This window comes from Acinetobacter sp. AR2-3, assembly GCF_001878775.1.
GTDB classification, from domain to species: domain Bacteria; phylum Pseudomonadota; class Gammaproteobacteria; order Pseudomonadales; family Moraxellaceae; genus Acinetobacter; species Acinetobacter lwoffii_D.
The window spans coordinates 19,951-34,071 of the sequence record NZ_MJIQ01000026.1; the positions used below are offsets into that span (position 1 = coordinate 19,951).

9 protein-coding genes and 1 pseudogene are annotated in these 14,121 nt (G+C 42.7%); 6 read left to right on the forward strand and 4 right to left on the reverse strand.

Annotated features, from left to right (window positions below):
• Positions 1 to 158 precede the first annotated feature (158 nt).
• Positions 159 to 1,900: pseudogene (locus tag BFN00_RS02845) on the forward strand (FAD-dependent oxidoreductase).
• A gap of 42 nt (positions 1,901 to 1,942) precedes the next feature.
• On the opposite strand, the gene BFN00_RS16220 reads toward BFN00_RS02845, so the two are convergent.
• The 3 genes from BFN00_RS16220 to purL form a co-directional block, all read right to left on the reverse strand.
• A complete protein-coding gene (locus tag BFN00_RS16220) occupies positions 1,943 to 2,068 on the reverse strand; it encodes a KGW motif small protein (protein ID WP_004645654.1) in 126 nt (41 codons plus the stop codon).
• A gap of 285 nt (positions 2,069 to 2,353) precedes the next feature.
• Entirely contained in the window at positions 2,354 to 3,004 is a 651-nt protein-coding gene (locus BFN00_RS02850) for an abortive infection family protein (protein WP_228284866.1), read from the reverse strand.
• Positions 3,005 to 3,217: 213 nt separating this feature from the next.
• Positions 3,218 to 7,051: a phosphoribosylformylglycinamidine synthase gene (purL, locus tag BFN00_RS02855; RefSeq protein ID WP_071850394.1), complete on the reverse strand. Its 3,834-nt coding sequence runs from the start codon at positions 7,049 to 7,051 to the stop codon at positions 3,218 to 3,220.
• A gap of 1,302 nt (positions 7,052 to 8,353) precedes the next feature.
• Between purL and BFN00_RS02860 the strand changes: the two genes are divergently transcribed.
• The 5 genes from BFN00_RS02860 to ruvB all read left to right on the forward strand — a co-directional run bounded on the left by BFN00_RS02860 (position 8,354) and on the right by ruvB (position 13,621).
• Complete coding sequence (locus tag BFN00_RS02860; RefSeq protein WP_071850395.1) at positions 8,354 to 9,991, forward strand: sodium:solute symporter family transporter; 1,638 nt, start codon at positions 8,354 to 8,356, stop codon at positions 9,989 to 9,991.
• 11 nt (positions 9,992 to 10,002) lie between these two features.
• Positions 10,003 to 10,134: a putative transporter small subunit gene (locus BFN00_RS16045; RefSeq protein ID WP_004645659.1), complete on the forward strand. Its 132-nt coding sequence runs from the start codon at positions 10,003 to 10,005 to the stop codon at positions 10,132 to 10,134.
• Between the two features lie 195 nt (positions 10,135 to 10,329).
• Entirely contained in the window at positions 10,330 to 11,670 is a 1,341-nt protein-coding gene (locus BFN00_RS02865) for a deoxyguanosinetriphosphate triphosphohydrolase (protein WP_005106412.1), read from the forward strand.
• A gap of 115 nt (positions 11,671 to 11,785) precedes the next feature.
• Positions 11,786 to 12,388: a Holliday junction branch migration protein RuvA gene (gene ruvA, locus BFN00_RS02870; protein WP_005106411.1), complete on the forward strand. Its 603-nt coding sequence runs from the start codon at positions 11,786 to 11,788 to the stop codon at positions 12,386 to 12,388.
• Positions 12,389 to 12,613: 225 nt separating this feature from the next.
• Positions 12,614 to 13,621 (forward strand): Holliday junction branch migration DNA helicase RuvB, encoded by a 1,008-nt coding sequence (gene ruvB / locus BFN00_RS02875; RefSeq protein ID WP_005247592.1) that lies wholly within the window; start codon positions 12,614 to 12,616, stop codon positions 13,619 to 13,621.
• A gap of 30 nt (positions 13,622 to 13,651) precedes the next feature.
• Here the strand turns inward: ruvB and BFN00_RS02880 are convergent, their stop codons facing one another.
• Positions 13,652 to 13,900: a hypothetical protein gene (locus tag BFN00_RS02880; RefSeq protein WP_228284867.1), complete on the reverse strand. Its 249-nt coding sequence runs from the start codon at positions 13,898 to 13,900 to the stop codon at positions 13,652 to 13,654.
• Between the last annotated feature and the right edge of the window lie 221 nt (positions 13,901 to 14,121).

The following is a 14,121-nucleotide window of genomic DNA, read 5'->3' on the forward strand; positions in this document are numbered from 1 at the left end:
TTCTGATCAGGTCAGCATCTTAAGATTATGACCCACGTATTGCAAATAAGAATAGGTCGATAGTTTATATGAATATCGCTATATCAACAGATCCTGTTTTACTAGACTGCCTGATTATATAGATAGCTTGTTCTTCACCTATACACATGGAGTCTTGTATGACACAACACTATGACACTGATGTTCTGATCATTGGTACCGGTCCTGCAGGTTCAACATTAGGTTTGGCTTTGGCGAATTATGGTATCAAGGTACAACTGTTTACCCAGTTTAGCTGGCTGGCCAATAGTCCGCGTGCCCATATTACCAATCAGCGTGCCATGGAAGTATTACGTGATTTAGGTATTGAAGAACAGGTTAAAGAGATTGCAACACCATGGGAACAGATGGGTGAAAGCCTGATTACCACCAGTCTGGTCAGCGAAGAAATCGCCCGTTTAAGTGCATGGGGTACCGGTGATGAACGTCATGGTGACTATATCCAAGGCAGTCCATGTCCATTAGTCGATCTGATTCAGCCAAAAATGGAAGCTTTACTGGTGAAAAATGCCGGTGAACGTGGTGCAATTTATAACTTCAATACTGAATACCTGTCACATGTGCAGGATGAAGATGGCGTGACTGCTACTTTCCTGAACCGCATTACCAATACTGAATTTAGCTTAAGAGCAAAATATCTGGTGGGTATGGATGGTGCTAAATCTCGTGTATTGGAACAGCTCGGCTTGCCACTGGAAGGTGTCATGGCACGTGCCGGTACAGTGTATGTGACCTTTAAAGCTGATTTGACTAAATATGTACAGCACCGTCCTGCGATTCTGCAATGGATCGTGAATCCTGAAGCCAGCTTTGGCGATCTCGGTATGGGATTGTTACGTGCCATTACGCCATGGCATGAATGGATTATGGGTTGGGGCTTTGACGTTTCCAAAGGCGAACCACAAGTGACTGAAGAACAGGTACGTGCCCGCCTGAATGCCTTTGTCGGTGCAAAAGTTGAAGAAGTCGAAATCCAGAAATTGTCGTACTGGTATGTGAACCAGACCTGGGCAACTGAATATTCTAAAGGTCGCGTATTCTGCGGTGGTGATGCGGTACACCGTCATCCACCATCGAGTGGCCTAGGTTCAAATACCTGCATGCAGGATGCCTTTAACCTAGGCTGGAAACTAGCATACGCGGTAAAAGGCTGGGCTGCACCTTCCCTGCTGGATTCCTATACGACTGAGCGTGCACCGGTCGGCAAGCAAATTGTGGCGCGAGCGAATCAATCACGTTTTGATTATAAATACCTGAAAGAAGTCTTTGGTTTTGACAATGGTGTGACTACACAAAAACAAATGCTGGAACGTATTTTTTCGGAAGATGAGCAAGGTGCTGAAATCCGCCAGAAATTGTTCAAAGCATTAGCAGTAAAAAATTATGAGTTTAATGCGCAAGGTATAGAGTTAAATCAGCGCTATACCTCCAATGCAGTCATTAGCGAAGCTGAGCCTGAAAGATTTGAGCGTGATCAGCAGCTTTATCTGCAAGCAACAACACGTCCGGGTGCTAAAGTGCCACATACCTGGCTGGTTAATACCAATGGTCAAAAGCAGTCCACTCTGGATATTACCGGTAAAGGTCGTTTTATCCTGCTGACTGGTTTATCGGGTAAAGGCTGGAAACAGGCGACCGAATCACTGAACTTACCTTATTTGGATGTCATTCAAATTGGGGCACGTGATTACCGAGATGTGTATGGCACCTGGAATGCCAAGTCTGAAATTCATGAATCTGGCGCAATTCTGGTTCGTCCAGATGGTTATGTGGTTGGCGTTATCAGGACAGTACCAATAAAGCTTTTGATTATGAAAATACGTTAAAGGCGGTATTGAAGCAGGTTCAATTGGTTATTTAAATTATAAAGCCACCTTAATGGTGGCTTTCTTAAAGCTGATGATCAAGAACCCTGCAGCAAGTAACTGCCCACGACGAACAATATTTGTAGTCCTACAACAATACAAAACAACATCCAGCCTTTCTGACGCATTGCCGCCTTATCCATTATTCTAAGTGTTTTAGCCATGTCATCACCTCATCTTTGAGAATTGATACTGAACCGATCTATTCCATCTTTCTTTTATAGTGCAATAAAGTTGTGCATAAAACATACCATAGCACTTTATATACAATATAAAAGCAAAATCTAAACCAACTCAGCAGGAAGAAAAAAATTAAAAAATCAGAATGCTTAAAAAGCAAAAATCCACCAAATTGGTGGTTGAATAATCCTATGTTAGTGAATTTATTTTAATTTTTCCATACAGTAAAATTAAGATACTATTTAAAAACAATATTTATAATAAAAAATTCATTCACCTTGTTTTAATTTCCAAGATGAGAATAAAAACACGGACATTGTACCAGTCAAATTCACTGCTAATTCTGCATGTCTTGGAGAAGGTTTAAAGTTTATTTTACCTTGCCCATGAGCATCACCCACTTTATTTCTCAATGATCCTAAATCTTCAATGATGGAACTACATCCTCCGAGAATTTGTTTGAAAGTCTGCTCCGTATGTTGAGATGGAGCAAGGTTTAATTCTTTACTCACCAATCTATACAGTTGATTTATATCTGGAGCATTGCCATAACCGACTTCGTATTCATCAAGAATATATTTGCAGGTCGATTCTAAAAGTGTTCGAGCTAATGTAATCGCACCTTCGGGATCTGTACTTCTTCGCTCTAATGCTTTCTGCCATATTTGATGTATATAATCCGAGCTTAATTCAGCAATCTTCAACTGTACTACCTGATCCAATGGAGGAACATCTAGACTTTCTAATACATTAAAGAATTCTTTAAATTCCGAATAAATATAATTTTCACGTTCAGCGTAAGATTCAAAATCCCACTTAATCCTAGCTTCAAATTCATCTAATGTGCGTGTGTCTTTAATAAAAAATGGAATATATTCATAAAAGTTTTTAAATGTCAGTAACTCTTGTCTAAGCTGCATAAATGCCTCTGAAGAACCTTTTTCATAAGTATCAGTAGCTCTAGCTATTAGCAATTCTTGTAAAAGTAAAACTTTTTCAATTAAATCGGATATTTGAGGACTCTTTATTCATTTTTTAATCTTTTTCAATTCTATATCTAATCACCTATAAATCTATAATTTGCTTATTAAAAAAGCCCCTTTCGGGGCTTTTTTAATTCTTGATTATATCAATTAGCCAATAAATTTACGTGCATTACGGAACATGCGTAACCAAGCACCATCCTGATCCCAGCCTTCTGGTTTCCATGAATGCTGGATCGCGCGGAAGTTACGTTCAGGGTGCGGCATCATAATCGTTGCACGGCCATCCTGAGACGTTACACCGGTAATACCTTCTGGTGAACCATTCGGGTTCAACGGATATTGTTCAGTTGCATTGCCATGGCTATCTACATAACGTAAAACCACCTGATTCGATGCATTCAATGCAGCAAAGTTTTCCGCAGTTGCAACTGCACGACCTTCACCATGCGCCACAGCGATCGGCAGAATCGAACCTTGCATGTCTTGCAACAAGACTGAATTCGATTTTTCCACACGAACGTTCACTGCACGTGCTTCAAATACTTCAGACGTATTGCGATGGAAACGTGGCCAAGCATCCGCACCCGGAATTAATGGAGCCAATTGAGACAACATTTGACAGCCGTTACAGATACCCAGCGAGAAGGTTTCTTGACGGTTGAAGAATTTCTCAAACTGGTCACGCAATTTAGCATTGAACAATACGGATTTCGCCCAGCCCCCACCAGCGCCCATCACGTCCCCATACGAGAAGCCACCACACGTCACCAGACCTTCGAAATCATCCAGGCTGATACGACCTGCCAGCAAGTCACTCATGTGGACGTCAACGGTATTGAAACCGACTTTGTCGAAAGCTGCCGCCATTTCAATATGACCATTCACACCCTGCTCACGCAGAATTGCCATATTTGGACGACGCAAGTTAATGAAAGGTGCTTCAATCGCTTCATTCAAGTCGAATGTTGGTTGGGCGATAATACCTTTGTGCGCTTTATCAGTAATTAAGGCAAATTCCTGATCTGCAGTTTGTACGTTGTCACGTAGGCGCTGGATTTGATGAGAAACTTCAGTCCATGCCACTTGCAGGTCAGCACGTTCAAGTACCAGACCATTGATAGACAATTGGTCCGTATTGTTTACACTACCAACCACTGCAATTGCATCTTTAAGCGTAGATGCTGCAACTTCAGCTTGTAATGCTTCCCAATCTGCTTTCGAGATTTGCAGCACTGCACCAATCTCTTCAGCAAATAGGCTTGCAGTTGATTGATCTTCTAGAGCAACACCCAGACGTGATGCGAACATCATTTCTGCAACAGTCGCCAATAAACCACCATCACCGATGTCATGATATGCTTTGATTAAGCCACGGTTGTTCCAGTCTTGAACCAATGCGAAAAATGCTTTGAAGTCATCGAAACTGTCGACATCAGGCGTCACTGAACCGATTGCTTTATACACCTGCGCCAGAATCGAACCACCTAGACGGAACTGACCTTTAGACAGATCAATACGAACCAATATAGATTCAATATCTTTCAGTTCAGGAGTCAATGTTTGACGCACATCAGTCACTGGCGCAAATGCAGTGATCACGCCCGACATTGGAGAAGTCACAGACTTGTCTTCACCTTCATCATTCCAGGTGGTACGCATAGACAATGAGTCTTTACCGACTGGAATCGCGATACCCAGTGCAGGACACATTTCCATACCGATGGCTTTCACGCCTTCGAACAATGCCTGATCTTCGCCCGGTTGACCCGCAGCAGCCATCCAATTTGCAGACAATTTGATATCACTGATTTTTTCAATCTTCGCAGACATGATGTTCGAGATTGATTCAGCAACTGATAAACGTGCTGATGCAGCAGGATTCAACAAGGCTACTGGAGGACGTTCACCCATTGCCATCGCTTCACCGGTGTAACCGACAAGGCTTGTTGTAGTCACAGCAGCATCCGCGACAGGAACCTGCCAGCGACCTACCATCTGATCACGCGCGACCATACCGGTAATCGAACGGTCACCAATACTGATCAGGAACGATTTAGAAGCAACAGTCGGGTTTTTAAGAACGCGATAAATCGCATCTTTCAGATCTGTGACTTTAGCCGCGTCAAAATCATCGCCTTTGCGTTCAATCGTTTCATAAGTACGGCTCATACGTGGAGTACCACCAAGCATCACCTGCATTGGCATATCCACCGGCTTGTTGCCGAATAATGGATCTTCAACGGTTAAGTGACGTGCTTCAGTCGCCTCACCCAGTACTGCAAACGGACAACGTTCACGTGCACAGATTGACTCAAATAATTCTAAAGAAGATGGACGAATCGCCAATACATAACGCTCTTGCGCTTCGTTTGACCAGATTTCCATTGGAGACATGCCAGGTTCTAAAGATGGAATCTTACGAAGATCCAGCACTGCACCTAACTCATGATCATTCACCAGTTCAGGCATGGCATTTGATACACCACCCGCACCCACGTCATGTACAGACACGATTGGGTTGTGGTCTTCCATGCGCCAGCAAGTATCGATCACTTCTTGGCAACGGCGTTCCATTTCCGGGTTTTCACGTTGTACCGAAGCAAAATCAAGGTTCTCGCCCAATTTACCACTATCTACAGAAGATGCAGCACCACCGCCCAGACCGATCAGCATGGCTGGACCACCGAGTACGATCAACAAGTCGCCCGGTAAGATCGGATCTTTTTCAACGTGATCTGGACGGATATTTCCGTAACCACCCGCGATCATGATTGGCTTATGGAAACCTTTAACATCGCCATTGACGTTTTGTTCAAAAGTACGGAAGTAACCGTTTAAAGCTGGGCGACCAAATTCATTGTTGAATGCAGCACCACCCAATGGGCCTTCAATCATGATTTGTAACGGCGAGGCCATACGCGATGGCTTGCCGTAGTTTTCTTCCCAAGGCTGTTCAAAGCCTGGAATATTCAGGTTAGATACCGTGAAGCCGGTTAAACCTGCTTTAGGCTTACCACCACGACCGGTTGCACCTTCATCACGGATTTCACCGCCTGAACCTGTCGCTGCACCAGCAAATGGCGCAATCGCAGTTGGGTGGTTATGGGTTTCCACTTTCATCAGGATATGCGCGGCTTGGCTCTTGTATTTATAAACCTGATGGCCGTTGTCTTCTTGAGTTGGATAAAAACGCTGGGTATCCGAACCAACAATCACCGAAGCGTTGTCTTTATAAGCTGACAATACATCTGTTGGTGATTCTTTATAGGTGTTCTTGATCATCTGGAACAAGGATAATGGCTGAACTTCACCATCAATCGTCCATTCTGAACCGAAGATTTTATGACGGCAATGCTCAGAGTTGGCTTGCGCAAACATCATCAGTTCGATGTCATTCGGATTACGACCCAGCGTGATGAAAGCCTCAGTCAGGTAGTCAATTTCGTCCATTGATAATGCAAAACCAAACTCGTTGTTGGCTTTTACCAGTGCTTCTTTACCTTCACCCAGAATATCAATCGAGTTTAGTGGTTTTGGCGCCGTTTCCACAAATAATACCGCAGCATCTTCAATCGCATTGAATACGCTTTCGGTCATACGGTCGTGAAGTACTTGCAATGCTTCTTTAGAAAGCTCTTTTACGCCCTTCAAAGTAAATAAAACGCCGCGTTCAAGTCGATGAACCGGCGTATTACAGTTTTTGAAAATATCCGTCGCTTTAGAGGACCAAGGAGAGATGGTTCCGACGCGCGGTGTGACTAAAATCTGGATTTCATCACTTGCAGCCTGGTGCAATTTAAAAGATTGACCATCGTTGAGAAGCTGTAAAGCTGATTGCTGTTGTTGCTCGCTGAGCGCTTGGTCAAAGAGGTAGACCCATTGACTTTCAATTGATTGAACAGAACTAATTGACGTCAAACGCGATAATAGTTGAGTTTTCTTAAAAGAAGAATGTGCGGGTGCACCGGCAACGATAAACATGCTGATTTTGGCTCCACGGGATGGTCTGAACAACCATGCCACAATGTGACTTGAGAGAGCGCATATTCTACTGTGAAATAAGGAAATCGGCTAGATGCTAAATCAGAAAACTACGTCTGAAATATCCTGGACTTTTAAAATATTTCGTTTATTTTCAGTCAGGAAAATTGAATGTAGTCGCACAGGTTAACACATTTTTTTCAAGAAAAATCAAAACCGCTTCAGAATAATTTTCTGCATAAAAATTGTATTATTTTTCAACAACAATCGGGACAAAATCAAATTCAGGTTTTATTGTCATGACCTGCCAAAACTCCGATTTAGGCCAAAATGAAATACTTGATTACAAGATTTCATGAAGTCGTATTTTTTGCAGACTGTTTTTAATTCTTTTGAGTGACTCCTAACTTTGACTTCTAAGATTAGAAAACTGGTTAAAGATCTTCTGCCTTTATGAAATACAAAGAGCAATTCTCCGCTCGTCTCCGCCATTACAGCATCCGACAAAAATTACTCCGCCATATAAATGAGTAATTAATAATGAGTGGTATTTTAATTTGACATCATCTGCGGGGGAAAAACCGGACATCCATTCTCACCTTCTAAAAGAATAAAAATAAAGTTTCTTATTTAGGCCTTTTATTTTTTTATATTTGATTTTTATCTTCTCAGATCATAATTAAGCGAAATTTACTCATCTAAAAGACCAAAAAATATATCGACAAAATCCCCCACCATATCCAATATTTTGAAATTTCATCATTTATTCATGAGCTCTATTATGCGTAAAAAACACAATATAAATAGCAAAATACCACTTATATTTATGAGGAAATTTACCAGGAATTATGAGGCCTATATAAAAAAATAATGAAGAAATGATTAATAATAAAATTTTGTTACCTTTTTATTTAATCCATATTCTCAAGTTTTATTTAACTCGAAAAATTTAAAATAAATATTTGTAATTACTGAAAAAATATCTAAAATTTTATTTTTTATTCAACTAATAGAGGAACAGATTTACACGTCTATATCAGCTTAGAATCTTACCAAATAGACACTTCATCAGTAAATTTGATGATTTTATGTTAAGCTCTAGCCGAATTGCTGAGGAAATGTCCAAATTCTGGGCCTGGCAATGGTTTTTCCTTTCTGCTGTAGAGATGAATATAAATTCTATATTCGGACACTAATTTTTTGATGTTCTATAGCTTCACTGCTCTGTCTATTTTAGAGCCTTAATCTGTCACCAATGATTTAATTTTCAAAAACAAAAGGTGACCCGCTTAAGGAGTATGTATGTTTCAATTCACTAGTACAGCAACTGTACTATTGATGGTGCTTTTCTATGGCATCACCTTTTTACTATCGTTACGTATTAAACAGAAAAATGAAAATGTCGATGGCTACATGGTCTCAAATGGCTCCATCGGATTTGGAATGTCTGCGGCCAGTATGACCGCCACCTGGATCTGGGCCGCATCGTTTTATGCAGCAGCTTCATCCGGATATACATACGGCGTTTCCGGTGCCCTCCACTATGGTTTGTGGGGTGCGCTGATGATTTTATTTATCTATCCCTTTGGCAAGCGCTTTCGTGAACTGGCGCCTAATGCACATACTTTGGCAGAAATCATGCATGCCCGGCATGGCAATCAAAGCCAGATGATTCTGGCGGGTTCCAATATTGTGGGTAGCGTGATCAGCCTGATGGTGAACTTTACCGCTGCCGGGGCACTGGTTGAGATTTTATCTCCTTTAAGCTTTATCCATGGCGTGCTGATTACCGGTATCGGTGTGCTGTCCTATACCCTCTGGTCGGGCTTCCGTTCTTCGGTGTTTACCGATTTTGGTCAACTGGTGGCGATGATTGTCGCGGCTGTGATCATTATTCCAACCTTGTTCTTCACCTTAGGTGGACCTTCCCTGTTTCAAAGCGGGATTCATCACCTGCAGCCGGAACAGCTGGATTTTTTCTCTAAAACAGCCTTTCTGGAACAAGGTGCACCATTTTTTGTTGCCGTATTGGCCTACGCGATTGGTAATCAGACCATTGCCCAGCGCCTGTTTGCAGTCCGTGAAGACCTGATCAAACCGAGTTTTATCACTGCAACCATTGGTTATGCTGCAATTGTTATTGGTCTAGGCATGCTGGGGTTATTGGCACTATTTGCAGGTATTCAGCCCATTGATGGCAACCTGAATAACCTGATTCCGCAAATGGCAGCGACTTATCTTTCTCCATTTATGGTCGCGCTTTTATTCATCATGGTGATTGGAGCCCTGTCTTCTACCGCTGACTCGGATCTGTCTGCCCTGTCTGCGATTGTCATGACGGACATTTATGGCAAACAGATTGCGAAAAACCGTCCTGATCCAAAGAAAATGCTGTTTATTGGCCGTATGACCATGATCGTTGCCACCATGCTGGGGATTGTGATTGCCACCTTGAAGTTTGACATTTTGTCGATGCTGATTTTTGTGGGTGCGCTTTGGGGCTCTATTGTATTCCCGGTAATTGTTAGTCTGTATTGGGACAAGGTGAATGCCCGGGCCTTTAACTGGTCAGTGGGCCTCGCATTTTTCAGCTTTCTGATAGTACGTTTTGAATGGCTTCCGATCCAGGGATTGATCGCACTTGGCTTTGAACTCGTTGCGACCCTGGGGATTGGTGTGGTGCTGGGTTTGATGACCTTTGGTTTCTTCGGCAAGAAAGTGGGTCTGGTCGTTGGCATATTGGCCAGTATTGGCTTCATGCCATGGACCATCGGCTTCTTGCGTGAATACGGCACCTTGTTAAGCTCACTGACAGCGTATGGCAGTAGTGCGCTGGTATGTACTGTGTTGACGCTATTCTACAGCAAAGAAAAATTTGATTTTAAGCAAATCAACAAGATGGTGATTGAATTTCACCAGCTATCTGAGAAAAGTAAATAAGGAGATTTCAGATGACAAGTCAATTATTGACTCTATATGTACTTTTTTGGCCTTTGGTGGCAAGCCTGGTCTTGTTCACGATTTGTCTGAATGTCTATAAAGACACACAACAGGCCAAGAAAAATGGCGAAGAGCTAATTTGATTCTTCATCCTAAACAAAAAGCAGGCTATTGAGTCTGCTTTTTATTGTTCATTTGATGATTTCGATTTTTAATTCTCAGTCTTTTCCAGCTGACTAAAATAACAATAGGGAGCATGACAATTCATGTCGCACTGCCCTAGTGCAGGAGCTAGTTTTTTGGCATGATGCAAATAGTGGATCACTGAATAATGATAAATGACTCAAATGCGTTGGTTAGAACTGCTTTCGACAGTTCGGATTGGTAGTAAAAAGCAGAGCACTGAACTGGCACGAAGCCCGTTTCATAAAGATTATGACCGTATTATTTTTTCGCAAAGCTTCCGGCAGTTAAACCGCAAAACCCAAGTCCATCCACTGACCCAGCACGATGGTATTCATACCCGTTTGACCCATTCGCTAGAAGTCTCCTGTATTGGCCGTTCACTGGGTATGCTGGCTGCAGAAAAAATCAAAGATAATTTACCTGCCTGGATTTCTCCGGCTGATGTCGGTGCCATCATTCAGGCCGCCTGTCTGGCGCATGATATTGGTAACCCGCCTTTTGGTCATGCCGGTGAATACGCTATTCGGGAATGGTTTGACGATGCTTCTCATACCGACTTTTTAAAAGATTTGAGTCCTGAACAGGAAGCCGATGTACGCCAGTTTGAAGGCAATGCTCAAGGCCTGCGCCTGCTGACCAAGATTGATTATCATCCCTATGATGGCGGCATGCGCCTGACCTATGCCACGCTCGGCGCCTATCTTAAATACCCATGGCTCTCTGAGGCGATTGACCCGACTGGTAACACCCCGGCCAGCCGACGTCCAAAATTTGGTTGTTACCAGTCTGAAAAAGAAATTTTGCAGGAAATTGCTGAACAGCTAGGTCTAATCCAGCTTGGTGAATATCATTATTGTCGTCATCCACTGACCTATCTTTTAGAAGCTGCGGATGATATCTGCTATGCCCTGATTGATCTGGAAGATGGTATTAGCCTGAATATGCTCAGTTACACCGAAGTCGAGCCAGTTTTCCTGAACTTGCTGGGAGAATATGGCACACCTGAAGAAATCAACCTGCCTAATACCACCTGGCAACAAAAAATTGCCGCCTTACGTGGCCGGGTCATGAAACGTCTGGTAGATGAAGTCACTACGGCCTTTGCCCGACATCAACAGGAAATTTTGATGGGTCAACTACAAGGCTCATTGCTGGGTTATTGTAGTGCCGACATTGAGATTGGCATTAACCGGGCCAAAGAACTGGCGCGAGACAAAATCTTCGAACATCCGCAAAAAGCCGGTCTGGAAATTATCGCGCATCAAAGTCTGCAAACGATTCTGGATGCCTTTATTCCACTGACCACGCCGCACAAAACTTTAAGCTTTAAAGAGCAGCGTTTGATGGCTATTTTAAAACGCTCGGGTGCGCAGTTTAGCGCTGATCATTATGACAACATTATGCAGGTGCTAGATATTGTCTCCAAGTTTTCTGATCATCAGGCCTATAATCTGGCGCAGGAACTGCATGGCAATAAAGCCGGGTTACTCTAATGTGAACGAGCGCCTGATGATAATCTCAGAAAAATCACTGCTTTTGAATGATAGAGTTTTGCCTTTATCGAAAATGCTGACTACCATGCCTGTATTAAATTTGAGTATATAAAAAATGATTGGATGCCTGATTGGGGAAGTGCTGGCACTTGAAGCGCCTACTGTTTTATTAAATGTAAACGGCGTAGGTTATGAGATTGACACTCCTTTAACCACTTTCTGTCAGTTGCAAAAAGGCCAGAAAATTACCCTGTGGACCCATCTGGCTGTTCGTGAAGATGCCCAGTTACTTTATGGCTTTATCAATACGCAGGAAAAAACCATTTTCCGTACCTTATTAAAGGTGAATGGCGTAGGTCCGAAAATGGCGCTTGGTATTCTTTCAACTTTAAGTGTGGAAATGCTGATCCATACCGTTGAACATGAAGATATCAACACTCTGGTTAAAGTTCCGGGAGTGGGTAAAAAGACTGCAGAACGCCTGATGATTGAATTGCGTGACCGCTTTAAAGCCATGGCTTCAGGTGCTGCGCCAAGTAATTCAACTGCACCACAAATTCAGTTTATGGGCAATTCAGCCGTGGCTGAAGCGGAAGCTGCATTACAGTCGTTAGGCTATAAACCTGCTGAAGCACAAAAACTGGTGAATGCTGCCAAAGGTGAATTTACTGAAGCCAGCGATATTATCCGCGCGGCATTAAAGTCGATGAATAAATAAATCGTAGTCCACCATCAACCTGAATTTGATAAATGTATGGCGACAAGGATGTCGCCCGTTGAACTGGGGTGTAGGACACACCCTCAGTTCAACAAAAGATTTTTGTTACTTTTGATCTTTCAAAAGTAAAACAACGCCTACACAATGGCAGCTAAACACAAATCATTATTTGAGGCTGTTTCCACAGCATCAAACAGCTTCGATAAAGAGATTAAGTTAATAGATATGCAAGACCGTCTTATCAGTGGTTCTGAAAAACCCGAAGATCATTTCGATCGCGCCATCCGCCCGACTTCCCTCGATGACTACATCGGTCAGCCGGTGGTTCGTGAGCAGATGGAAATTTTCATTGGCGCAGCCCGTGGCCGTGAAGAGGCCCTCGATCACACCCTGATCTTTGGCCCGCCAGGTCTGGGTAAAACGACATTGGCCAATATTATTGCCCGAGAAATGGGTGGCAACCTGAAATCTACTTCTGGCCCGGTACTAGAACGTGCTGGTGATTTGGCAGCGATGCTAACGAATCTGGAAGAAGGCGATGTCCTGTTTATTGACGAGATTCACCGTCTTTCACCCGTGATTGAAGAAATCCTGTATCCGGCGATGGAAGATTATCAACTCGATATCATGATTGGTGAAGGCCCTGCTGCGCGCTCGATTAAACTGGATTTACCTCCATTTACCTTGGTAGCAGCCACCACACGTGCCGGTCTACTCACCTCTCCGCTGCGTGACCGTTTCGGAATCGTGCAACGTTTAGAGTTTTATTCGGTTGAAGATTTAACCCATATTGTCAAACGTTCAGCCAATTTGATGGATGTACCGATGACTGGAGATGGCGCAAAAGAAATTGCCCGTCGCTCACGAGGTACACCGCGTATTGCTAACCGTTTATTGCGTCGAGTTCGTGATTACGCTCAGGTCAAAGGTACCGGTGAGATCAATCAGGATATGGCCCAACGTGCTTTGGACATGCTCAAAGTCGATAAAGATGGTTTAGATACACTCGACCGCCGTTATTTATCAATGTTGCTTGAGCGTTTTGATGGTGGTCCTGCTGGCGTAGAAGCCTTGGCAGCAGCCATGGCAGAAGATTCTGGTACGTTGGAGGATGTCATTGAGCCTTACCTGATTCAGCAAGGTTATGTAATGCGAACTGCACGTGGTCGTATTGCCACCAATATGGCGTATTTGCAGTTTGGGATGGCACCGCCTGAACCGAAAGATAAGTGATTTAAAAAAGCAGCTTAGGCTGCTTTTTACTTAATTAAAGGATTCATCGGAATGTATAATTTCGGTCATAAAAATAAGCAAATCATTTATTTTCTTTGCTAGATCTTCTGTTTTTTCTTTGGTTTCCGCTTTACTTTCAAGAGTGGATAAAATAGAAAGCACTAGACGATTAATAAGCTCTATTTTTTCACTAAATTGATAGTGATTTTTGCTCTTATTATTTAAAATCAAAAACAAATGTAACGAAATCGCGCCAAGCTTATTAAAATCTTCATCCAATTGCTCATTGAAAGTGTCAAAGAATTTATCATAACTATTTTCTACCTTAGATTAGCATTTGAAGTGCAACACCATGTTGTTGCCATAATACCTGTCTCTTATACACATCTGACGCTGCCGACGATCTTACGCGTGATGCCCTCGATGGTCCTCGTATCATTCTAAAAAAACTAATAATAATACTATGTGAGTGAATCTTAGTAACATGTACATGATACTGA

Bases quoted from the DNA above. Each gene is read 5' to 3' on its own strand.
- BFN00_RS16220 (WP_004645654.1), bottom strand. From the start codon at position 2,068: ATGGCTAAAACACTTAGAATAATGGATAAGGCGGCAATGCGTCAGAAA.
- BFN00_RS02850 (WP_228284866.1), bottom strand. From the start codon at position 3,004: ATGCAGCTTAGACAAGAGTTACTGACATTTAAAAACTTTTATGAATAT.
- purL (WP_071850394.1), bottom strand. From the start codon at position 7,051: ATGTTTATCGTTGCCGGTGCACCCGCACATTCTTCTTTTAAGAAAACT.
- BFN00_RS02860 (WP_071850395.1), top strand. From the start codon at position 8,354: ATGTTTCAATTCACTAGTACAGCAACTGTACTATTGATGGTGCTTTTC.
- BFN00_RS16045 (WP_004645659.1), top strand. From the start codon at position 10,003: ATGACAAGTCAATTATTGACTCTATATGTACTTTTTTGGCCTTTGGTG.
- BFN00_RS02865 (WP_005106412.1), top strand. From the start codon at position 10,330: ATGACTCAAATGCGTTGGTTAGAACTGCTTTCGACAGTTCGGATTGGT.
- ruvA (WP_005106411.1), top strand. From the start codon at position 11,786: ATGATTGGATGCCTGATTGGGGAAGTGCTGGCACTTGAAGCGCCTACT.
- ruvB (WP_005247592.1), top strand. From the start codon at position 12,614: ATGCAAGACCGTCTTATCAGTGGTTCTGAAAAACCCGAAGATCATTTC.